17 protein-coding genes are annotated in these 21,257 nt (G+C 64.4%); 11 read left to right on the top strand and 6 right to left on the bottom strand.

Features of this window, described 5'->3' with window-relative positions; genetic code table 11:
• Window positions 1-458: 458 nt before the first annotated feature.
• A complete protein-coding gene (locus tag N826_RS13365) occupies window positions 459-1,847 on the bottom strand; it encodes an MFS transporter (protein ID WP_084720729.1) in 1,389 nt (462 codons plus the stop codon).
• Window positions 1,848-2,117: 270 nt separating this feature from the next.
• Between N826_RS13365 and cyoA the strand changes: the two genes are divergently transcribed.
• The 5 genes from cyoA (at window position 2,118) to N826_RS13340 (ending at window position 7,354) form a co-directional block, all read left to right on the top strand.
• Complete coding sequence (gene cyoA, locus N826_RS13360; protein WP_308518244.1) at window positions 2,118-3,341, top strand: ubiquinol oxidase subunit II; 1,224 nt, start codon at window positions 2,118-2,120, stop codon at window positions 3,339-3,341.
• A gap of 95 nt (window positions 3,342-3,436) precedes the next feature.
• Entirely contained in the window at window positions 3,437-5,437 is a 2,001-nt protein-coding gene (gene cyoB, locus N826_RS13355; RefSeq protein ID WP_044429519.1) for a cytochrome o ubiquinol oxidase subunit I, read from the top strand.
• A 10-nt stretch (window positions 5,438-5,447) separates the two neighbouring features.
• Window positions 5,448-6,128: a cytochrome o ubiquinol oxidase subunit III gene (cyoC, locus tag N826_RS13350; protein ID WP_084720727.1), complete on the top strand. Its 681-nt coding sequence runs from the start codon at window positions 5,448-5,450 to the stop codon at window positions 6,126-6,128.
• A complete protein-coding gene (cyoD, locus tag N826_RS13345; RefSeq protein ID WP_044429516.1) occupies window positions 6,125-6,526 on the top strand; it encodes a cytochrome o ubiquinol oxidase subunit IV in 402 nt (133 codons plus the stop codon). The genes cyoC and cyoD overlap by 4 nt, the downstream gene beginning before the upstream one ends.
• A 39-nt stretch (window positions 6,527-6,565) precedes the next feature.
• The gene (locus N826_RS13340; protein ID WP_044429514.1) at window positions 6,566-7,354 is read left to right on the top strand and encodes an SURF1 family protein; all 789 of its coding nucleotides are present in this window, start codon (window positions 6,566-6,568) and stop codon (window positions 7,352-7,354) included.
• Window positions 7,355-7,359: 5 nt separating this feature from the next.
• Here the strand turns inward: N826_RS13340 and N826_RS13335 are convergent, their stop codons facing one another.
• Window positions 7,360-8,070, bottom strand: coding sequence for a glycosyltransferase family 32 protein (locus N826_RS13335; protein ID WP_280178470.1), 711 nt, complete (start codon window positions 8,068-8,070; stop codon window positions 7,360-7,362).
• 471 nt (window positions 8,071-8,541) lie between these two features.
• On the opposite strand from N826_RS13335, the gene N826_RS13330 reads away from it, so the two are divergent.
• Entirely contained in the window at window positions 8,542-9,231 is a 690-nt protein-coding gene (locus tag N826_RS13330; protein WP_044429510.1) for an SDR family oxidoreductase, read from the top strand.
• On the opposite strand, the gene N826_RS13325 is transcribed toward N826_RS13330, so the two are convergent.
• On the bottom strand, window positions 9,203-10,171 hold the full coding sequence (locus N826_RS13325) for a LysR family transcriptional regulator (protein WP_044429509.1): 969 nt from the start codon (window positions 10,169-10,171) through the stop codon (window positions 9,203-9,205). The two genes, N826_RS13330 and N826_RS13325, sit on opposite strands and share 29 nt — an antisense overlap.
• 167 nt (window positions 10,172-10,338) lie before the next feature.
• Here N826_RS13325 and N826_RS13320 point away from each other — a divergent pair, with 167 nt between their 5' ends.
• From N826_RS13320 to N826_RS13310, 3 genes are read left to right on the top strand one after another with little or no spacing between them, the layout of a single operon-like run.
• The gene (locus tag N826_RS13320) at window positions 10,339-11,271 is read left to right on the top strand and encodes a ring-cleaving dioxygenase (RefSeq protein ID WP_044429507.1); all 933 of its coding nucleotides are present in this window, start codon (window positions 10,339-10,341) and stop codon (window positions 11,269-11,271) included.
• 54 nt (window positions 11,272-11,325) lie between these two features.
• Window positions 11,326-11,958 (top strand): alpha/beta hydrolase, encoded by a 633-nt coding sequence (locus N826_RS13315; RefSeq protein WP_044429505.1) that lies wholly within the window; start codon window positions 11,326-11,328, stop codon window positions 11,956-11,958.
• Window positions 11,959-11,960: 2 nt separating this feature from the next.
• Entirely contained in the window at window positions 11,961-12,905 is a 945-nt protein-coding gene (locus N826_RS13310; protein ID WP_147040738.1) for a ring-cleaving dioxygenase, read from the top strand.
• Between the two features lie 49 nt (window positions 12,906-12,954).
• Here N826_RS13310 and N826_RS13305 read toward each other — a convergent pair whose 3' ends face one another.
• The gene (locus N826_RS13305) at window positions 12,955-15,456 is read right to left on the bottom strand and encodes a glucose/quinate/shikimate family membrane-bound PQQ-dependent dehydrogenase (RefSeq protein WP_044429501.1); all 2,502 of its coding nucleotides are present in this window, start codon (window positions 15,454-15,456) and stop codon (window positions 12,955-12,957) included.
• 325 nt (window positions 15,457-15,781) lie between these two features.
• Between N826_RS13305 and N826_RS13300 the strand changes: the two genes are divergently transcribed.
• Window positions 15,782-16,849: an SDR family oxidoreductase gene (locus N826_RS13300; RefSeq protein WP_044429499.1), complete on the top strand. Its 1,068-nt coding sequence runs from the start codon at window positions 15,782-15,784 to the stop codon at window positions 16,847-16,849.
• Between the two features lie 56 nt (window positions 16,850-16,905).
• Here N826_RS13300 and N826_RS13295 read toward each other — a convergent pair whose 3' ends face one another.
• A complete protein-coding gene (locus N826_RS13295; protein WP_044429498.1) occupies window positions 16,906-18,246 on the bottom strand; it encodes an amidase in 1,341 nt (446 codons plus the stop codon).
• A gap of 74 nt (window positions 18,247-18,320) precedes the next feature.
• On the bottom strand, window positions 18,321-19,706 hold the full coding sequence (locus N826_RS13290) for a TrkH family potassium uptake protein (protein WP_052831230.1): 1,386 nt from the start codon (window positions 19,704-19,706) through the stop codon (window positions 18,321-18,323).
• A gap of 369 nt (window positions 19,707-20,075) precedes the next feature.
• On the opposite strand from N826_RS13290, the gene N826_RS13285 reads away from it, so the two are divergent.
• Complete coding sequence (locus N826_RS13285; protein WP_044429495.1) at window positions 20,076-21,233, top strand: ATP phosphoribosyltransferase regulatory subunit; 1,158 nt, start codon at window positions 20,076-20,078, stop codon at window positions 21,231-21,233.
• Window positions 21,234-21,257: the final 24 nt, after the last annotated feature.

Below are 21,257 nucleotides of genomic sequence, written 5' to 3'. Positions count from 1 at the left end.
GACAATCGTTACGGGATGAAGCGAAAAGACGCTGTATCAATCGTTGCGCATTCTCGACGTGCCACATTCCGATTGTTTTCGTACTAAAGCTAAACATGGTTTCCGGAATGGTTTCAAGAGGAGATTGTGGTTCCCATCTACAGAATCTTTTATGTTGCAGCGCATCCTCGACCTGCAATCTCGCAAAGTCGAGGTAGATTTACTGTTCGCTCTACTTCGGTGGATCGAGGAACGGCGAAAGGATGTACTGAAAACCTATCCGTCCGGCTAAATCCAGTACATGCAGCCGAATGGCGGCCAGCAGGCCGAGCTTGCCCCGGCCTATGTCGCGTTGGCGTCGCGGTAGTCGAGCTTCGTGAAGGGAAAAGCCTCAAGCCATTGCCGGCAGCAATCCGATGCCCCGATCATGGCAATGGCCGGGTGTTCCGCCCGGCCATCCCTGTCGAGCCGCGCTGAGATCAGCGATGCACCGGCGCACCGGCGCGCGATCCACTACCGGCTACCGGCGCCGGAGGTTTGGAAGACCCTTCATGGATCTCCAGCTTGTTGAACAGGAGCGCCGCCAGGGTGCAGACGGCGCCCGACAGAAGGTACACGCTGACCCAGCCCAGTCCGAAATTGCTGGAAAGTCCGAGCGCCACGAGCGGCGCGAAACCGGCGCCGGTCAGCCATGACAAGTCCGAACTGAGGGCGGCACCCGTGTAACGGTACTGGCTGGCGAAATTGGACGAGACGGCGCCGGCCGCTTGGCCGAACGACAGGCCCAGCAGACCGAAGCCCAACACGATGAACGCCGTCTGCCCGAAAGAGTTGCCGCCCAGCAGGAACGGCGTCACGGCGCTGAACAGGGCGATCAGCCCCGCGGAGATCGCCAGCAAGGGCCGGCGGCCGATTCGGTCGGCGATCAGGCCGGACAGGACGATCGCCACGGCGCCCACGACGGCTCCGGCGCATTGGACCAGCAGGAAGCTACCGGCCGACCGGTCGGAGAACAGGGTCACCCAGCTCAGCGGGAAGATCGTGACCAGATGGAACAGCGCGAAGCTGGCGAGCGGCACGAAGGCGCCGATCAGCACGAACTTGCCCTGCGCCGCGAACATGTCGGCGACGCTGGTCGGCTCCAGTTCACGGGTTTCGAGCTGCTTGACGAACTCGTCCGTAACGACCAGCCGAAGCCTGGCGAACAGCGCCACGACGTTGATGGTGAACGCGACGTAGAAGGGGAAACGCCAGCCCCAGCTCAGGAAATCCTCTTCCGACAGGTTGATCACGAAATATGCGAACAGACCGTTCGCCAGGAGGAAGCCGAACGGTGCGCCGAGCTGCGGCATCATCGCATACCAGCCGCGACGGTTGCGCGGAGCGTTCAGCGACAGCAGCGACGCCAGACCGTCCCAGGCACCGCCGAGCGCCAAGCCCTGGCTTACGCGGCATACGCCCAGCAGGAAGATGCTGGCCGCACCGATCTGCTCGTATCCGGGCAGGAAACTGATGACCGCCGTGGAGAAGCCCAGCAGCAGCATGGCTGCCGTCAGCTTGACGCCGCGCCCGTACAGGCGGTCCACGGTCATGAAAATCATCGATCCGATTGGCCGCGCGATGAACGCAAGCGAAAAGACCATAAAGGAATAAAGTGTTCCCGTCAGTGGGTCGACAAAAGGAAAGAACACATGAGGGAATACCAGAACGGAACCGATTCCATAGACGAAGAAATCGAAGAACTCCGCACTGCGTCCGATCACAACGCCGAGCGCGATTTCTTCCGGCGCTACTTTATGATCGGTCGACACCAGCCGCGCATCGCGCTCAAGCTGCGTCGAAGTCGACACACTATCATTAACACTCATAGAGGATGCTTTGCTCCGCCCGTCGCCTGGTGCCGGGGGCGCCCCGGGCACCAGCTCTGCATATGATAGTACGATAACACACTTGCCTCCCTCAACAAAGCCCATCAAGATGCCGCGCGAAGACGTGAGAGGACGATCACCGCTTTCTGTCAGATTAAGTGTCTCAAAGGTTCCTCCGCCTTCGACTGATGGAAACGAAACGCACGTGGAGCGGTCCAGGTGCCCCAATACTGCGCAATGTGTCAAGGATCGATCGTTGGAAGCCCTGCCGTGAATTCTTATGGGAAACTACCAAGGACGCCAGCGCCGCCATCACGGCGCCTGTCGAATATACTACGAACGGGCGGAGTACTGCTTTTCGCTGTTATCCTTGCAGGGTGTGACACCGTCATCCTGAACCCATCGGGGTACGTCGCACTTCAGCAGCGCAACCTGATCATCGTATCGACGATACTGATGCTTCTGATCATCGTACCCGTCATAGCCCTTACGTTGATCTTTGCCCGGCGCTACCGCGCCGACAACAAGGACGCCGTCTACGATCCGGACTGGCACCATTCGACCCAGCTGGAAGTGGTGATCTGGACGGCTCCGCTGCTGATCATCATCGCCCTCGGCGCCATCACCTGGCTCGCCACCCACACGCTCGACCCGTATCGGCCGCTGACCCGGATCGACGGCGAACAGGCGCTCCCGGCGGATGCGAAGCACCTCGACATCCAGGTTGTGGCGCTCGACTGGAAATGGCTGTTCTTCTACCCGGAACTGGGCATCGCGTCGGTCAACGAACTGGCGGCGCCCGTGGACGTGCCGGTCTCATTCAAGATCACGTCGGCGACCGTCATGAACTCCTTCTTCATTCCGGCTCTTGCAGGTCAGGTATACGCCATGGCGGGTATGCAGACGCAGCTGCATGCCGTGATCAACGAGGAAGGCGTCTACAACGGCTTTTCGGCCAACTACAGCGGCTCCGGTTTTTCCCGCATGAACTTCGCATTCCACGGGATGTCGCAGGAAGGCTTCGACCAGTGGGTGGCGAAGGTCAAGAGGGAGGGTAAGAACCTCGACCGCGCCGCTTTCATGTGGCTCGAAAAGCCGAGCGAGCAGGCGCCGGTGCAGTACTTCGCCACCGTGGAAAACGGCCTCTACGACGCTGTCCTGAACATGTGCGTCGCTCCCGGCAAGATGTGCATGAGCGAGATGCATCACATCGACGCCATGGGCGGCGCCGGCACGGAAAGCCACGAGAACCGGGAGCGGCTGCAATATGACAACCACCGGGCGGAGCACGGCGACGAAGCGTCGGGTGCGACGTTTCCGGCATCCGGACGTCCTCCCCGCAGCGGCGACGTCCAGCCGGAAGGCATGAAGCCCGATGCGGTGGCTCCCGAGGCAAACCAGCCGCAGTCCGAACCGGACGCGCACCAGGGACACGGCGTTCCGGGCTCGCCCGATACTCCGGCTCCGGCGCAGTTGAACGACAAGCCTAACTAACGACAAGCTCAACCAAGAGAAGCCGCAAGAAAGCGGCCCTACAACACTTAGCCTTGCAAAACTTGGTCTCGCAGTAATCGGAATGGGCAGATTGAATGTTCTCAGATCCTGATGTCCAGCAGTTCATCTTCGGACGGCTGACCTGGGAGGCGATCCCTTATCACGACCCCATTCTGCTGATGACTTTCGTCGCGGTGGCATTGGGCGGCATCGCCCTGCTGGGTGCCGTGACGTATTTCGGCAAATGGGGCTATCTCTGGAACGAGTGGTTCACCAGCGTCGATCATAAGAAGATCGGCATCATGTACGGCATCCTGGCGATCGTGATGCTGCTGCGCGGCTTTGCCGACGCGATCATGATGCTGACGCAGAAAGCCATCGCGTTCGGCCCGAACGAGGGCTACCTGCCGCCGCACCATTTCGATCAGGTGTTCACCGCCCACGGCGTGATCATGATCTTCTTCTTCGCGATGCCGCTCGTGACGGCCGTGATGAACTTCGTCATGCCGTTGCAGATCGGTGCGCGCGACGTCGCTTTCCCGTTCCTGAACAATTTCAGTTTCTGGATGACCGCCGGCGGCGCCGCGATCACCATGCTGTCCCTGTTCGTCGGCGAGTTCGCCCGGACCGGCTGGCTGGCTTATCCGCCGCTGTCGGGGGCGGCGTACAGTCCCGGAGTGGGGGTCGATTACTACATCTGGGGATTGCAGGTGGCCGGCGTCGGCACGACGCTGTCGGGCATCAACCTGATCGCGACGATCGTGAAGATGCGGGCGCCGGGCATGACGATGATGAAGCTGCCCGTGTTCACCTGGACGACGCTCTGCACCAACATCCTGATCGTCGCCGCATTCCCGGTGCTGACCGCCACCCTGACTTTGCTGACGCTCGACCGTTACGTGGGGACCCATTTCTTCACGAACGATCTCGGCGGCAATCCGATGATGTACATCAACCTGATCTGGATCTGGGGCCACCCGGAAGTCTACATCCTGATCCTGCCCGCCTTCGGCATCTTTTCGGAAGTCGTTTCCACCTTCTGCGGCAAGCGTCTGTTCGGCTACGCGTCCATGGTCTACGCGACCGTGGTCATCACCATCCTGTCGTATCTGGTCTGGCTGCACCACTTCTTCACGATGGGGTCCGGCGCCAGCGTGAACGCCTTCTTCGGCATCACGACGATGATCATCTCGATCCCGACCGGCGCCAAGATCTTCAACTGGCTGTTCACGATGTATCGCGGGCGCATCCGGTACGAGGTCCCGATGCTGTGGACGATTGGCTTCATGGTGACCTTCGTGATCGGTGGAATGACCGGCGTGCTGCTGGCCGTGCCTCCGGCCGACTTCGTGCTGCACAACGGCCTGTTCCTGATCGCCCACTTCCACAACGTCATAATCGGCGGTGTCGTGTTCGGCCTGATGGCTGGCATCAATTACTGGTGGCCGAAAGCCTTCGGCTACAAGCTCGACCATTTCTGGGGAGCCACGTCGTTCTGGTTCTGGTTGACCGGCTTCTACTTCACCTTCATGCCTATGTACGTGCTGGGGCTGATGGGCGTGACACGCCGGCTGAACCACTTCGACGATCCGTCGCTTCAGATCTGGTTCATGATCTCGACCTTCGGCGCCTGCCTGATAGCACTGGGCATCGCCACCTTCATCATCCAGATGGTGGTCAGCTTCATGAGGCGGCACGAACTGCGCGACGTCACCGGCGATCCCTGGCAGGGGCGGACGCTGGAATGGTCCACGTCGTCGCCGCCGCCCGACTACAACTTCGCGTTCACGCCGGTCATTCACGACCTGGATGCCTGGTGGGACATGAAGCGGCGGGGCCACAGCCGGCCGACCGAGGGCTACCGACCCATCCATATGCCGAAGAACACCAGCACGGGGATTTTCCTGTCCGGCCTCAGCACCGTGCTCGCCTTCGCGTTGATCTGGTACATCTGGTGGCTGGCCGCCGCCTCCTTCATCGGTCTGCTGGTGGTCGCGATCGCCCATACCTTCAACTACAAGCGCGACTTCTACATTCCGGCCGAGGAGGTCATGAGGTCCGAAAACAGGCGCAACCAAGCGCTCGCGGCGGAGTAGGCGGACGAACATGACAGCCCATCCCGGAACCGCGGACACTGCGGCCAAAATCGTGCCGCAAGACGTCCCCGCACACGCCTCGGCAGGCGGCACGGAAGCCCCGGTCTTTTACGAGACCAAAGAGCATCATGCCGAAAGCAGCACGATGCTCGGCTTCTGGATCTACCTCATGAGCGATGCGCTCATCTTCGCGGTCCTGTTCGCGACCTATGGCGTCCTCGGCCGAAACTATGCCGCCGGCCCGTCGCCGGCTGATCTGTTCGACCTCCCGTTGATCGCGCTCAACACGGCGCTGCTCCTGTTCTCCTCGATCACCTATGGCGTGGCGATGCTGGAAGTGGAAAAGCGGCGGATGGGGCTGACGCTGTTCTGGCTCGGCGTCACCGGCCTTTTCGGCCTCGGCTTTCTTGGCATCGAACTCTATGAGTTCCACCACCTGATCGAACAGGGCGCAGGACCGCAACGGAGCGCCTTCCTGTCCGCCTTCTTCGCCCTTGTGGGCACCCACGGGCTGCACGTGACGTTCGGCATCATCTGGCTGGTCACGCTGATGTTCCAGTTGCCGAAACGCGGGTTCATCCCGGAGAACCGCCGGAGGCTGCTGTGCCTGGGCATGTTCTGGCACTTCCTGGACGTGATCTGGATCGGCGTGTTCACCTTCGTTTACCTGATGGGAGTCCTTCTCGCATGAGCGCGCAGAGCGAGCGGCAGAATACCGTGGAGCATCACGACACGGACGACCACGACGATGCCGGTGCCCATCATGGTTCGTTCAAGGATTACCTGATCGGCTTCTTTCTGTCGGCTGTCCTGACCGCGATCCCGTTCTGGATCGTGATCTACGACGTCTTCCGGAACCCCATGGTCGGCGCGGTCGTCATCCTGATCTTCGCCTTCGTGCAGATCGTGGTCCACATGGTCTACTTCCTGCACCTGAACTCGAAGTCGGAGGGCGGCTGGACGGTGCTGGCGCTGATCTTCACCTCCATTCTCGTCGTCATCACCCTGGCCGGTTCGCTGTGGGTGATGTCGCACCTGGATGCCAACATGATGCCGATGTCGCCTGCGCATATGCGCAGCATGCCCTGACGGGCGGACATCCGTAGCACGTCCGCGCGGCGGTCCTCCATGCAACCGGCAAGGAAACCGGCAGACCTCGACGATTTCGGGCCGGATGCCGCCGGGGACCGCCGGCCCTCCAAAGCGTCGTTGATCCGCCTCGGCGTCGCCGCGGTCTTGGTCTTCTGCGTGCTGGTTTCGCTGGGGACATGGCAGGTGGAGCGGCGGTCATGGAAGCTCGACCTGATCCAGCGGATCGAAACGCGCGTTCATGCACCGCCGGTCGCGGCGCCGGGCCGGGAGGAATGGACTGGGGTTACCGCTGCCGACCACGAGTACCGGCACGTCAGCGTCAGCGGGACTTTCCTGAACGACCGCGAAACGCTGGTGACGGCTTCGACGGAACTCGGCCCCGGCTTCTGGGTACTGACCCCGCTGCGGCTGGATGACGGATCTATCGTGCTGGTGAATCGCGGCTTCGTCCCGCCCGACCGGCGCGAGCCGGCGTCCCGTCAGGCGGCAATGGTCGCTGGCGAAACGACGGTCACCGGCCTGCTCCGGATAACCGAGCCGGGCGGAATGCTGCTTCGGTCAAACGACCCCGCCGCCGAACGTTGGTTTTCGCGCGACGTCGAGGCCATCGCCGCCGCACGGGGCCTGACCGATGTAGCGCCGTATTTCATCGATGCCGATGCCGCATCAGATGGACCGGGTTGGCCGGTCGGTGGCCTCACCGTCATCAAGTTCCACAATAATCATCTGGTCTACGCGCTCACCTGGTACGGCTTGGCGCTGATGGTCGCCGTCGGGACGGTATACGTCATCCGCCAGAGCCGAATGCACCCGGACGCGCCCTGACCATCTCAGGTGGACCGGCGGAAGGACAGCGTCCTGACCTTTGCCTTTGCCTTGCCGATCGTGTGCCTGATCCGCAGGTGAAGCATGGTCTTGAGGGAGATTTCGCCCAGCCAGCTTCCTTCCCAATGGTGAACGCAGATGGTCTTGTCCGACATGTTGGACAGCAGGGGCTTCCGCCGGATGACCTCGGGGCTATAGGGATTGTAGGGATAGCAGCAGTCTTCCGGAAGGATCGTGATGTCCTCGTTCCCGGAGGATGCCAGAAGACTATCGACCAGTTCCGGGAGGGGCATGAAGGTGATCCTTCCCGACATCGCTTCCGCGTCCAGGCTGTCCATGATCCGTTTCAGGAAAGGGTGCCCCTTGGTCGCACCGATCACGCCGACGCCGACGCTGGTCGGCGATTGACGGCCGAGGAAAATCTTCTCGCCAAGCAGATCGTCGAATGGCTTTACCATCTCGACATCGGTGTCCATGTAGATCCCACCCTCGTTGTAGAGCGCCCAGAGGCGCATATAATCCGCGACGAAGGCATATCTCTTCTTTTGATAAGCGGCTTTCACGTAGGGGCTTTCGGAATATAGATTGTCCTCATTCCATTGTACGATCGAATACTCGGGCATTACTTCCCGCCAGCTTTCCAAGCATCTAACACTTAGCTCGCTGAGGGGGGATCGCCCGAACCAACAATAATGAAGAATTTTTGGAATTGTCACACTACCATCCACTGTTTTGCTCGTTTAAATTGTTCTTTGTGCTCTGCCGTCGTTTGTAATTTATCTAGAAGTCAGGAGTGGATCATAGGAAGCAATAGAATCAATATTTTGTGAAGGTGGTGCAACGAGATCGTTACTGCCATCTGGCAGAAAGCCAGTCGTTCGTCATAATAACTCGTATTTGTCGCCGCAACGACATAACACTGGATTTAAAATCTTAGGTCTTCCGTACACCCGTTTCCCTGCAAACTTATCAGCAGGATATCCAATAGAGACGTGGCGCCGGTGGCCGGAGCGCGAAGATCGCGCTGGAGCATGTGCAACGCGGCGCTTCGAGCGGAACCGGGGCGCGAGACCTGCGTTCTGAACGAGGACCCATGACGATCGCTCCGCGGCAGCGACCGGGCGTCGGGGGCCTCCCGTCCCCGGCATTACCAAATAGCCGGCACAACCAGATTAAGGATTTACGTAATGGCCGACGCCAAGGTTCTGCTCATCACCGGCGCATCGAGCGGCATCGGCGCCGCTACGGCCCGCGCGGCGTCCGGCGAGGGATGGAACCTCGTTCTCGTCGCCCGTTCCGCCGACAAGCTCGAGGCGCTGGTCGGGGAGATCGGGGAAGACCGCGCCGTCGCCGTCGCCTGCGACGTTACCGACTACGAAGACCAGCGGCGTATGGCAAAAGCCGCCCTCGAGCGCTTCGGCCGGATCGATGCCGTCTTCGCGAATGCCGGTACCGGCGGTCAGCCCGGCGGTTTCTCCGCGGCGGCGCCGGAGAGCTGGCGCAAGATGGTTGACGTCAATATCCTGGGAGTCGCCTACACGCTCCAGGTTACACTGGAGCACCTGAAGACGGCGCGCGGCCATGTCGTGATCACCGGTTCGGTTGCGGGCCGGCGGGTGCTGGCCGGTTCCATGTATGCGGCGACCAAATGGGCCGTTTCCGCCATCGGCTACGGCCTGCGGGAGGAGTTGCGCGGAACGGGCGTTCGGGTCACCCTGATCGAGCCCGGAATGGTGGACACGCCTTTCTTCGACGCTCCGCCGTCGGATGCGCTACGGCCAGAAGACGTTGCCCGCAGCGTCGTCTACGCGTTGTCGCAGCCGCCTCATGTCGACGTCCACGAGTTGACTATCCTGCCGACGGCTCCGGTGAAATGACGCTCGGCAGCGATAGGCCGGACGATCCGCCGAGCGAGCCTTCGATCAGCCGGCGCTGACGGGCGATCTCCGCCGCCAGGAAGTCGAGGAAGATGCGGACGCGCGGCGCATGGCGAAGGTCGGGGTGCGTCAGCAGCCATAGATCAGCCGCAAGCTCAGGATCGGGTTCGGCAAGGCGGACCAGACCGGGGCGGGCATCGGCGATGAAGCAGGGCAGGTGGCCGATCCCAATCCCGGCCTCCACCGCCTCGCCCAGGCCAAGGACGGTGTTCGTCCGGTACGCGATCCGCTCCGGAGGCACATGTTCGCGGACGAAGCGGACGGCTTTCATGGCTGCCAGATCTTCACCCAGGGCGACCCAGGGGCGGTCGAACAGGCGCTCGATCGGGATTGCGCCGGGGTCGGGGAAGTCGGCGGCACGGCCATAGAGCGCCCATGCGATGCGGGCGGCACGGCGTCCGACCAGGGTTTCCGGCGGATTGTCGGTCGCCCGAATCGCGACGTCGGCGTCGCGTTTCGACAGGTTGAGCGGTTGGTTGCTGAGCACGACATCCAGACGCATCTCCGGACATTGCCGCAGGAAGGCGGCGAACAGCGGCGTCAGCAGATGGACCAGCAGCGTGTCGTTGGTCGTCACCCTCAATTCGCCCGCCGGCGATAGCTCCCGTCCCGAGACCTTGCGGGTGAAGGCGGTAATGTCCTCGTCCAGCCGGTCCGCCAGGGCGACCATCTCCTCGCCTGCCGCGGTCGCGACATAGCCCAGCCGGTGCCGTTCGAAAAGGGCGACGCCAAGCGCCGCCTCTATCTGGCGCAGGCGGCGGAAAACGGTCGAGTGGTTGATGCCCAGGCGCGCGGCGGCAGCCGGCAGACCCTTGGCGTCGGCGATGGCCTTGACCAGCCTGAAGTCGTCCCAGGCCAGATCCTTGAACGGCTCTCCCACGCGTTTCCTCTTCCGAAATTCCCTGGATGCAACGCTTATAGCATAATCGCATAGATATCATTGCGCCAGTGCAATGGGCAAGCCATAGGTTTGCGGCGTCCGCGCGCCTATCTTCGACTCATGCAAGGGGCGGCCCCGTCGCTCCCCACCCCGTGGAGGGAAAGACAATGCGCGGAAACGGCATCCATCACGTAACGGCCATTTCGGGTTCGACCCATCGCAACCTGGACTTCTACACCGGTATGCTCGGACTTCGGCTGGTCAAGAAGACCGTCAACTTCGACGATCCCGGAACATATCACCTGTACTATGGCGACGAGGCGGGCAGCCCCGGCACGATCCTGACCTTCTTCCCGTGGGAACATGCGGCGCCCGGCCGGCTCGGCATCGGAGAAACGCAGGAAACGGTGTTCCGCGTCCCGGCCGGCTCGCTCGGCTACTGGACCCATCGTTTCCTTGAGAAGGGCGTCCGCCACGAGACTCCGGAAAAGCGGTTCGGCGAAACCGTGCTTCCCTTCCGCGATCCGGACGGCATGAGGCTGGCTCTGGTGGCGTCTCCCGGCATCGAGGGCGAAGCCGCCTGGACGGCCGGCGAGATCCCGGTGGAGAACGCGATCCGGGGCTTCCAGGGCATCAGCCTGCTGCTGGAGAACGGCGAACGCACCGGTGCGATCCTGACCGATGTCTTCGGGTTCACGCAGGGCGCTACCGAGAATGGCGTTACCCGCTACAAGGTCGCAGATACCACCATCGGCGGGATCGTCGATATCCGGAGCGCTGGCGGCTTCCTGCCGGCCCGGATGGGCAAGGGATCGGTCCATCACGTGGCCTTCCGCGCCGCCGACGATCGGGCTCAGGCGGAAATGGTCAAGAAGCTGCGCGAGAACCACGGTATCCAACCCACGGAGCAGAAGGACCGCAACTACTTCCGGTCCGTCTATTTCCGGGAGCCGGGCGGCATCCTGTTCGAGATCGCCACCGACGAGCCCGGCTTCGCGGTCGACGAGCCGCAGGCGTCGCTGGGACGGGATCTGAAACTGCCGAAGTTCCTTGAGCGTCGGCGCGAAGAGATCGAGGCGGTTCTGCCCGCCCTCGCTTGAGCCGTCTCTTCCTGAGCTTTTCCGGCCAGGGAACCGGCCGACTGGAGACTTGATATGACTGACACCCGCCTGTCCTTCGTCCATCGGTTCGAGCCGGCGCCCGGCGCCGGCCGTCCGCCGCTCCTGCTGCTTCACGGCACCGGCGGCGACGAGAACGACCTGCTGCCGCTCGGCCGCATGATAGCGGAAGGCTCGGCCCTACTGTCGCCGCGCGGCAAGGTCCTGGAAGGCGGCATGCCCCGGTTCTTCCGCCGGCTGGCGGAGGGCGTCTTCGACGAGGCCGACGTGCGGCGCCGCGCTCACGAGCTTGCCGACTTCATCACCGAGGCCCGCGAAGCCTATGGACTGGCAGCACCCATAGCCGTCGGTTTCTCCAACGGGGCGAATATCGCGGCCGCCGTCCTGATGCTGCGGCCCGAAGCGCTGGCCGGGGCCGTGCTGCTGCGGGCGATGGTGCCGCTGAGCGAACCACCGGCGGCGGACCTTGCCGGCAAGGGCGTGCTGCTGCTCTCGGGCTCCGGCGACCCCATCGTGCCCACCGAGAACGCCGGGCGGCTGGCTGCCATCCTGAAAGGGGCCGGAGCCGCCGTGGAACATAGGATCTTGCCGGTCGGCCATGGCTTGTCCCAGGCGGACGTGACGCTCGCCAAGGCATGGCTCGACAGTAATTCAGCGAAGGAAATCTGATCATGCAACTCACCGGCATCCATCACCTGACCGCCGTTTCCGCCGATGCCTCGGGCAACCATGCCTTCTACACGAAGACGCTGGGCATGCGTCTGGTCAAGAAGACGGTCAACCAGGACGACGTCAGCGCCTACCATCTGTTCTACGCCGATGCCCTGGCTTCTCCCGGCAGCGACATCACCTTCTTCGACTGGCCGGTCGGACGCGAGCGGCGGGGCACCCACAGCATCACCCGCACGGCGCTGCGGGTCGCCGGCGATGGCACCCTGGAATGGTGGAAGAAGCGCTTCGAGGCAGAAGGCGTCCGGCACGCCGACATCGTCGAGCGCGACACCAGGCTGGTGCTCGACTTCGAAGACTTCGAAGGCCAACGGCTCAGTCTGGTGGACGACGGCGGCGCCGGTGCGGCGCATCCGTGGGACCGCAGCCCGATCCCGGCGGAATACCAGATCCGGGGCCTCGGACCGATCACCATGAGCGTTCCCGACCTGAAGCCGACCGATCTGGTCGTGCGCCGGGTGCTGAACATGGAACAGGTGCGGGAATACCGGACGCCCGATACCGCCGACTCGCGGACCGTCGTTTACCAGATGGGACAGGGCGGTGCCGCGGCCGAGCTTCACGTCGCGGTTCAGCCGGACCTGGAGCCGGCGGGTCAGGGGGCGGGCGCCGTCCATCACGTGGCGTTCCGCATCCCCGATGCCGACTACGAGGCCTGGGCCGACCGGCTGAACCAGGTCCGGCTGCCGTCCAGCGGTCCGGTCGACCGGTTCTACTTCCGCAGCCTCTACTTCAGGGAGCCGAACGGCGTCCTGTTCGAGATCGCCACCGACGGTCCCGGTTTCGCGACCGACGAGGCGATGGATGCGCTGGGCGAGAAGCTTTCGCTGCCGCCGTTCCTGGAAGGACGGCGCAAGCAGATCGAGGCGAACCTGAAGCCGCTTTGACCGCTCAGGCCCGCTGGGTGCGATCGCACCCAGCGGGTACATGGGACTGCTACTGCTTCGGCAGGGCATAGGCGATGACGGCGTCGCCGGCCTTGGTGCCGAGAGAGCCGTGACCGCCGGCCGCCACCAACACGAACTGGCGGCCGTCTTCTCCCAGATAGGTCATCGGCGTCGCCTGACCGCCGGCCGGCAGGCGGCTCTCCCACAGTTGCTCGCCGGTCGTGACGTCGTATCCCCGCACATAGTAGTCGATCGTGCCGGACAGGAACGCCACGCCGCCCGCTGTCATGATCGGTCCGCCGAGGTTGGGCACGCCCATCGTGAACGGCAGCGGAAGCGGCGAGGCGTCGCGGACGGTGCCGTTCTTATGCTGCCAGACCACCTTGCCGGTCGTCAGGTCCGCCGCAGCGACATAGCCCCAGGGGGGAGCTTGGCACGGCAGTCCCAGCACCGAGACGAACGGTCCCAGCTTGATCGCGAACGGCGCGCCGAAGTTCTCGTTGAGGGCGGGCAGGCTCTGTTCCGGACGGTTCTCTCCCTGGACGTACAGCGTCTTGTCGTCCGCGCGGGGGATGAGCTGGGAGACGAAGGCGAGATAAGTGGGGGTCGTGAAGGCGATCTGCCGTCTCGGATCGACCGCGACGCTGCCCCAGTTGAAGACGCCGAAATTGCCGGGATAGATGAGGGAGCCCTGCGTCGAGGGTGGCGTGAAGCGGCCTTCGTACCGCAACTTCTTCAGCGAGATCCGGCACGCCAGCTGGTCGAACATCGTGGCGCCCCACATGTCCCGTCCCGCGAGCGGCGGCGGGTCGTAGGACAGGGCGGAGACCGGCTGCGTCGGCGCAGTGTGGTCGCCTTCCGCCGCCCCTTGCGGAGCCGGCTTCTCGGTGACCGGCAGGACCGGGTCGCCGGTCCGGCGGTCAAGGACGAAGAGCTCGCCCTGCTTGGTCGGCTGGACCAATGCCGGGACGGTCTGCCCGTCCACGGTCAGGTCGATCAGGCTCGGCTGCGCCGGCACGTCGTAGTCCCAGAGGTCGTGATGGACGGTCTGGAAGTTCCAGCGCACCTGACCGGTGGCAAGGTCGAGCGCGACGACCGAGGACGAAAACTTCTCGACGGCGGGGCTGCGGTTCCCGCCCCACTGGTCCGGCGGCTGGTTGCCGAGTGGGATATAGACCATGCCCAGATTTTCATCGACGCTCAGGATCGACCAGCTGTTCGGCGAGTTCGGTGTGTAGCTCTGGTCAGGGCCGATCGGGGCCGTCTCGTCCGGATTGCCAGAATCCCAGTTCCAGACGAGGTCTCCGGTATCGACGTCGAAGGCCCGGATCACGCCCGACGTCTCGTTGGTCGAAACGTTGTCAAGCACCGTGCCGCCGACGACGATGAGGTCCTTGGTCACAACCACCGGCGAGGTGGAGTAATAAGAGCCCGGATTGACGTTCGGCATGTTCCGCCAGAGGTTGATCTGGCCGGTCCCACCGCCGAAACCGGTGCAGACCGCGCCGTTTTCCGGGTTCAGGGCGATGATGCGGCCGTCGGCCGTCGGCATGAAAAGCCTCGCCGGGCAATCGTCCGCCGTCGCGGCTTCGGCTGATGCGACCGGCAGGTCCAGGACGGTCGAGCCTCCAGGCGCCGCCGTCGTTCCCGGCGCCGTCTGTTCCGCCGTCTCGGGGGCAGGCTCGGCACCATCCCTTCCTGCGGCGGCGGCGGGAGCGGCGGCGTGATAGGACAGGCCCCGGCAGGTCAGGTGCTGGAGCGCCAGCTCGCTGCGGATCTTCGGGTCGTAGCGCCAGATCTCGGACCCGGTCGTGGCATCCAGCGCGATGACGTTCTGGTGCGGCGTGCACAGGAACAGCCGGTTGCCGATCTTGAGTGGCGTGACCTCGAAGGTCGTCTCCTCCGGATCGCCAGGGCGGCCCCTGACGTCTCCGGTATGATAGGTCCAGGCGACGTCGAGCTTGGAGACGTTCTCCGGCGTGATCTGGTCCAGCGGCGAGTAGCGCTGGGCATGGCCGGTCCGTCCGTAGGCATGCCATTCGCCGGGCGGAACATCGGACGGATCGGCCGGCACCTCGGCGCGGATGCCGGGAGCGTTGCCCTCGATCCGGTGAGGTTCGCCGAACCAGGAAACGACCGCCAGCACCACCGCGACGGCGATGGTCGCCGTCAGCGGCAGTCCCGCACCGCGCAACGCCGAGACGCGGCCTTGGCCGGCGTCGAGCGCGCGGGTGACCCAGGGGGTCAGGAGCCACAGGCCGACGACGAAGATCACGGCGCCGCGCGCCGCCAGCGGCCACCAATCCAGACCGACCTCCCACACGGACCAGGCCAGCGTCCCGATGCCGAGCAGGGCGTAGACGAGGAGCGCCGCCGGGCGGCCCTTTATCAGCAGGAAACCGGTCAGCAGGAAGGCCGCTGCCGCGATCGCATAGTACCAGGAGCCGCCCAGGGCGATCAGCCAGACGCCTCCGACAGCCAGGGCCAAGCCCATGAGGAGATTGAGCAATCCCGTCATGATTAGGATGGGACGCCGCCGCTTGCCACGCATGTTGTCACCTCGGAGTCTTCGGAGGGGGACCTTCTGATGTCGTTCCGGTAACGATACCGAGGCTGCTAGGTTTCCTCATGCTGTGGTTGATCAGCCATGAAGAGAAAGCGTGGCTTTACACGGCTAGGCTTTACGCAATGGCCAGCGTCACTCCGCCATCGACCCGCAAGAAACGGTTCTTCGCGGTCTTGGCTGAATGGCTGCCATTCCGGCACCTAAGCGACCGGCGCGTGTTCTCCCGTCAACGAGCCTTTGAACGCAGGCCGAAAACCCGATCCCCAGATCACGATCAATATCCATACCGAAGTAAGTTGGAGTGAATTCCATGTCCAAGGCGGCACTCATCGTCGGCGCTGGCGGTATCGTCGGCGGCAACTTGGCCGAACGCCTGCTGGCGCAGGGCTGGACCGTCCACGGTCTGGCCCGGCGGCCCTCGTTCCGCCAAGCCGACCTCAAGCCGATCGCGGCCGACCTGACCGACGCCGAGGCGACCAGGACGGCCCTGGACGGGTTGGACGTCAGCCATGTCTTCATCTCCGCCTGGGCGCGCCAAGCGACCGAAGCGGAGAACTGCCGGGTCAACGGCGGGATGGTGCGCAACCTGCTGGATGCCGTCGGGAACGCGCCGAGCCTGTCGCACGTCGCCCTGGTGACCGGGTTGAAGCACTATCTCGGCCCGTTCGAGGCCTATGGCGCTGGCGCCGTGCCGGAAACTCCGTTCCGCGAGGAGCAGGGGCGCCAGGACGTCGAGAACTTCTACTACACCCAGGAAGACGAAGTGTTCGCCGCCTCTTCGCGGCGGGGCTTCACCTGGAGCGTCCATCGCCCCCATACCATCATCGGCTATGCCCTCGGGAACGCGATGAACATGGGCGTGACGCTGGCGGTCTATGCCAATATCTGCCGGGAGACCGGCATCCCCTTCGCCTTCCCCGGTTCGCCGACCCAGTGGAACGCCCTGACCGACATCACCGACGCGCGGCTGCTCGCCCGTCATTTGGAATGGGCGACGACAAATGAGGCCGGCCGCAACCAGGACTTCAACGTCGTCAACGGCGACGTCTTCCGCTGGAAATGGCTGTGGCCCCGGATCGCGGGCTATTTCGGCGTCGAACCCGCGCCCTATGGCGGAAGCGCCCAGCCGCTGGAGCGGACGATGGCGGATACGGCACCGGTCTGGAAGAAGATCGCCGAGCGCCATGGGCTGATCGAGAGCGACCTGGGCCGGCTGGCGTCCTGGTGGCACACCGACGCCGACCTCGGCCGGCCGATGGAAGTCGTCACCGACATGACCAAGAGCCGCAAGGCCGGCTTCCTCGACTATCAGAGCACACCGGACAGCTTCACCGACCTGTTCGATCGTTTGAAGCGGGATAAGGTAATCCCGGCCTGAGTCGTCGGCGGAAGGGCGCGGCGGACGTTGATATGACCGCCGCGCCCTTCCGATGGTCAACCGGCGATCACCGGCTCCACCGCGCGGGCGATGGCCAGCAGGCGCCGGTCGTGGTGGCGCTTGCCGACCAGCATCGCGCCGACCGGCAAGCCGTCGGTGGTGCAGGGCAGGGTGACCGCCGGCCGGTCGAGGAAGTTGAAGAGCGACGGGTTGCGGAGCACCATGATGTTGAGCCTGGTGTATCCGGCATCGTCGGCCACTTCGTCGAACCGGGGTGCGACGATAGGGGTCGTCGGCAGCAGCAGGGCGTCGAAGTCGCGGGTCTGCTCGACCGCTTCCGCCATGATCGCCTTACGGGCCGCCAGTAGTTCGATGTAGTCCACGGCCGACTGCTCGGCGCCGCGCCGGATGCGGACCGATACGCGCGGATCGTATTCCGAGCCGCGGTGCTCCAGCAGGCTCTTGTGCCAGGCGAGTGCCTCGGGGGCGGCGAAACCGCCCCTGCCGCCGACCTCGGCGATCCGGATCAGGGCCGGCATGTCCAGGTCGCTCAAATGGGCGCCGGCCTGCGACAGGCGGGTCAGCGTGCGGGAGAAGGCGGCGGAAACCGTGGCGTCCAGGCCATCCAGCACGATCTGCTCCGGAACGCCGATCCTCAAGCCGGCCAGCGGCAGCGCTTCGGGAGCATGGGCCGGTTCACCGGCCATCACGGCATCGACCACGGCGCAGCAGGCGATCGAGGCGGCAAGCGGACCGATGCTGTCGAGCGTCCATGACAGCGGGACCGCACCGTCGCGCGGCACCCGCGACTGGGTCGGCTTGAACCCGGCAAGGCCGCACAGGGCGGCAGGAATGCGGACCGATCCGCCGGTGTCCGAACCGATCGCGGCGACCGCCATGCCGTCGGCGACCGAAACGGCGGCACCGGACGACGATCCGCCGGGGATGCGCTTGCGGTCGAACGGGTTGCCGGGGGTGCCGTAATGCGGATTGATCCCCAACCCGGAAAACGCGAACTCGGTCATGTTGGTGCGCCCGATCAGCACCGCTCCCGCGGCCCGCAGGCGTGCCATGGCCGGCGCGTCCACTTTTGCCGGGGCGCTGTCCTTGAGGACGACCGAACCGGCGGTCGTGACCTGACCGGCGAGGTCGAACAGGTCCTTGACCGAGACCGGAAGGCCGGCGAGCGGCGAGGGGACGATCCCATGGGCGCGGAGGCGGTCGCTGGCCTCGGCCTGAGCCAGTGACGTCGCCCTGTCCACATGGGTGAAGGTCCTGACGCCCTCGCCGGCCGGGTCGGCGATCCGGTCGAGCGCCGCTTCGGTCAGGGCGACGCTGGTGGTGCGGCCGCCGGCCAGATCGGCGGCCAGTGCTGCGATGGTCGGTGCCTTGGACATCAGTGAGAGCCTTCTTCAGGGTCTTGGGGGGGCTGCGACCCCATGAAGCACAAACAGTGCGTTTCGCGAAGAGGTCAGCTTCTCCAGAAGGTGCGGGTGAACAGGACGATCACGGTGAAGACCTCCAGCCGACCCAGCAGCATCGCGAGGCACAGCACCCATTTGGCTGCGTCGGGCAGCGGCGCGAAGGTGCCCGCCGGTCCGACGACGGGGCCCAGGCCGGGTCCGGCACCGGCCAGTGCCGAGGCGACGGAGCTTGAGGCCGTCAGCATGTCCAATCCCGTCGCGGCGATCATCAGCGTCAGGATCACGTAGGAGAGAATATAGGCGAAGACGAAGTTGATGACGCCGTCGACCACGTCCGGCTGCACGGGCTTGCCGTTATAGGTGCGCACGACGACCCGGTGCGGCTGAAGCATCCGGATCATCTGCGCCTGCATCGACCCGAACAGGATCTGCCAGCGGAAGATCTTGATCGAGCCGGAGGTCGATCCGGTGCAGCCGCCGATGAAGAAGAAGAAAAAGAAGGTGACCATGGGGAAACCGCCCCAGGTGCTGTAGTCGGTCGAAACGAAGCCCGTGTCGGTGATGATCGATACCACGTTGACGGCGCTGTGACTGAGCGCCGGAACGAACTCCAATCCGACTTCGAAATAGGCCCAGCCGGTCATGGCGCCGACCGATACGACCAGGATGCCCATCAGCGTCCATACCTGGCTGTCCGCCAGCGCGGCACCGCCGAAATTGCGCAGCAGCCTGATATAGTAGGTGAGCGGCACCGCGCCGGAAATCATGCTGACGACTGCGACCCACAGGATCGGGATCGACTCGAAGTATCCCAGGGACGCGTCCTTGGTCGAAAAGCCGCCTGTCGAGACCGCCGCCATCGCGTGGCAGACGGCGTCGAACCAGTCCATCCCGGCGAGATTGAACAGAACGGTCGAGAACACCGTCAGGCCCAGATACGTCAGCGTGATGCCGTTGGCGGTGTCCCTGACCGTGGCGAACGGCTTGTCGCCGCGATCCGACGACTCGGTGCGGAAGAGCTGCATGCCGCCGACCCGCAGGACCGGCAGGATCGCGATGGCCATCACGATGATGCCGATGCCGCCGAACCAGTTGAGCAGGGCCCGCCAGAGCAGGACGCCCGGCGGCGCGTTGTCCAGCCCGACGATCACGGTGCCCCCGGTCGTGCTCAGCCCTGACATCGCTTCATAGAAGGCGTCGGTGAAATCGAGCTGCGTCGTGGACATCATGAAAGGCAGTGCGCCGAATACCGCAAGGACGACCCAGGCCATGGTGGTCAGCAGGAATGTCTGCTTGACTCCGAAGCGCTCGATCGGTCCGCTGGTGCCCAGGTACAAGGCGCCTGCCGCGCCGATGGTGATGGCGCTGGAAGTCACGAAGACGATCCAGTCGGAATGTCCGATCGCGCTGTCCAAGAGTGCCGGGACGAGCATGCCGACTCCCAGCACAGCCAGCAATATGCCGATTATATGGAAAACCGGCCGAACCATTTCCGGCGATGTCACTTCGTCCTCGTGATGGAGCGCATGACCGGCAGGCCTGCGGCGAAGCGGGATTATGCGGGATGCGGGCTGGACCTTGCCCCTGGAAGGACAATGCCTCATTGAAGCGCCGGAGTCTTAGGACGAAGTGCCTCACTTGTCCAATGGTTCACGCGATCCCGCGGCTGGAGTCCGAGCGGTGCCGCGCGGAGGCCATGGCTGCCGCGACCCTTTTCCGTTTGCCCGGCGGGACCGATTCCGATACTTAGCGGCCCCGGTATGTCCAAATCTCAATCAGGACCCCAGGACCCCGTAACCGGCATGACCGACCCGATCAACAGAGCGCTGCTGCCCGCCGGCCTCCATGACGTGCTTCCGCGTGAAGCCGCGTTCGAGGCTACCATCGTGGAAAAACTGATGGCGGAATTCGCGCTGAACGGTTTCGACCGGGTCAAGCCGCCGCTTATCGAATTCGAAGCCAGCCTGCTGTCGGGACCGGGCGCCGCGATGGCGACCCAGACCTTCCGGCTGATGGACCCGGTGTCCCAGCGCATGCTGGCGCTTCGCCCCGACATGACGCTCCAGGTGGCGCGCATCGCGACGACGAGGCTCGCCAACGAGCCGCGTCCCCTGCGGCTGAGCTATGGCGGACAGGTGCTCCGGGTCAAAGGGTCGCAGCTTCGTCCCGAGCGGCAGTTCGGTCAGGTCGGCGTCGAGCTGATCGGGACCCTGCTTCCGACCGCCGACGCCGAAGTGGTGCTGCTGGCCTACCGCGCCCTCGACGCCGTCGGTGTCAACAACATCTCGGTCGATCTCAACGTGCCGACCCTGGTGCCGGCGGTCTGCCGCGCGCTCGACCTGCCGGACGACGAGACGGCCCGGCTGCGCCAAGCCCTCGACCGCAAGGATGCGGCCGAAGTCGCGGCCGTCGGCGGCAAGGCGGCCGACCTGTTGGCAAGCCTGATGCGGGCCTCCGGTCCCGCCGACCGGGCGGTGGAACTGCTGGCGGCACTCGACCTGCCGGAGGCCGCCGAAGGCGACCGGCAAAGGCTGACCGAGGTCGTCCGGCTGATCCGCGCCGGTGCTCCCCGCCTGATGCTGACGGTCGATCCGGTCGAGCACCGGGGCTTCGAGTACCAGACCGGCATCAGCTTCACCCTGTTCTCGCGCGGGGTCAGCGGTGAACTGGGGCGCGGCGGACGTTATCGCGCGGGTGCCCGGAAGCCGGGTTCCCAGGGCGAACCGGCGACCGGCTTCACCCTGTATCTGGACACCGTCCTGCGCGCCGTCCCCGATCCGGCGCCAAGCCCGAGGGTCTTCCTGCCGCTCGACACGCAGGAATCCGACGGCGCAAGGCTGCGGTCGGAAGGCTGGGTGACGGTCCGTGCTCTGGAAAGCTTCGACGAACCGGCGGCCGAGGCGCGCCGGCTGCACTGCACCCATATTTTCACCGGCGGCGGGATTCTTCCGGCCGCTTGATGTAGTTTAGGTGGCCGGGAGGCG

Origin of the sequence: Skermanella aerolata KACC 11604 (assembly GCF_000936425.1) — a bacterium.
Taxonomy (GTDB): domain Bacteria; phylum Pseudomonadota; class Alphaproteobacteria; order Azospirillales; family Azospirillaceae; genus Skermanella; species Skermanella aerolata.
Note: the sequence above shows the minus strand (reverse complement) of the source record. Positions and strands in the feature narration are given on the sequence as shown.

Bases quoted from the DNA above. Each gene is read 5' to 3' on its own strand.
- cyoC (WP_084720727.1), top strand. From the start codon at position 5,448: ATGACAGCCCATCCCGGAACCGCGGACACTGCGGCCAAAATCGTGCCG.
- N826_RS13315 (WP_044429505.1), top strand. From the start codon at position 11,326: ATGACTGACACCCGCCTGTCCTTCGTCCATCGGTTCGAGCCGGCGCCC.
- N826_RS13365 (WP_084720729.1), bottom strand. From the start codon at position 1,847: ATGAGTGTTAATGATAGTGTGTCGACTTCGACGCAGCTTGAGCGCGAT.
- N826_RS13305 (WP_044429501.1), bottom strand. From the start codon at position 15,456: ATGCGTGGCAAGCGGCGGCGTCCCATCCTAATCATGACGGGATTGCTC.
- N826_RS13320 (WP_044429507.1), top strand. From the start codon at position 10,339: ATGCGCGGAAACGGCATCCATCACGTAACGGCCATTTCGGGTTCGACC.
- N826_RS13340 (WP_044429514.1), top strand. From the start codon at position 6,566: ATGCAACCGGCAAGGAAACCGGCAGACCTCGACGATTTCGGGCCGGAT.
- cyoB (WP_044429519.1), top strand. From the start codon at position 3,437: ATGTTCTCAGATCCTGATGTCCAGCAGTTCATCTTCGGACGGCTGACC.
- N826_RS13285 (WP_044429495.1), top strand. From the start codon at position 20,076: ATGACCGACCCGATCAACAGAGCGCTGCTGCCCGCCGGCCTCCATGAC.
- N826_RS13295 (WP_044429498.1), bottom strand. From the start codon at position 18,246: ATGTCCAAGGCACCGACCATCGCAGCACTGGCCGCCGATCTGGCCGGC.
- cyoD (WP_044429516.1), top strand. From the start codon at position 6,125: ATGAGCGCGCAGAGCGAGCGGCAGAATACCGTGGAGCATCACGACACG.
- N826_RS13330 (WP_044429510.1), top strand. From the start codon at position 8,542: ATGGCCGACGCCAAGGTTCTGCTCATCACCGGCGCATCGAGCGGCATC.
- N826_RS13310 (WP_147040738.1), top strand. From the start codon at position 11,961: ATGCAACTCACCGGCATCCATCACCTGACCGCCGTTTCCGCCGATGCC.
- N826_RS13290 (WP_052831230.1), bottom strand. From the start codon at position 19,706: ATGCTCGTCCCGGCACTCTTGGACAGCGCGATCGGACATTCCGACTGG.
- N826_RS13300 (WP_044429499.1), top strand. From the start codon at position 15,782: ATGTCCAAGGCGGCACTCATCGTCGGCGCTGGCGGTATCGTCGGCGGC.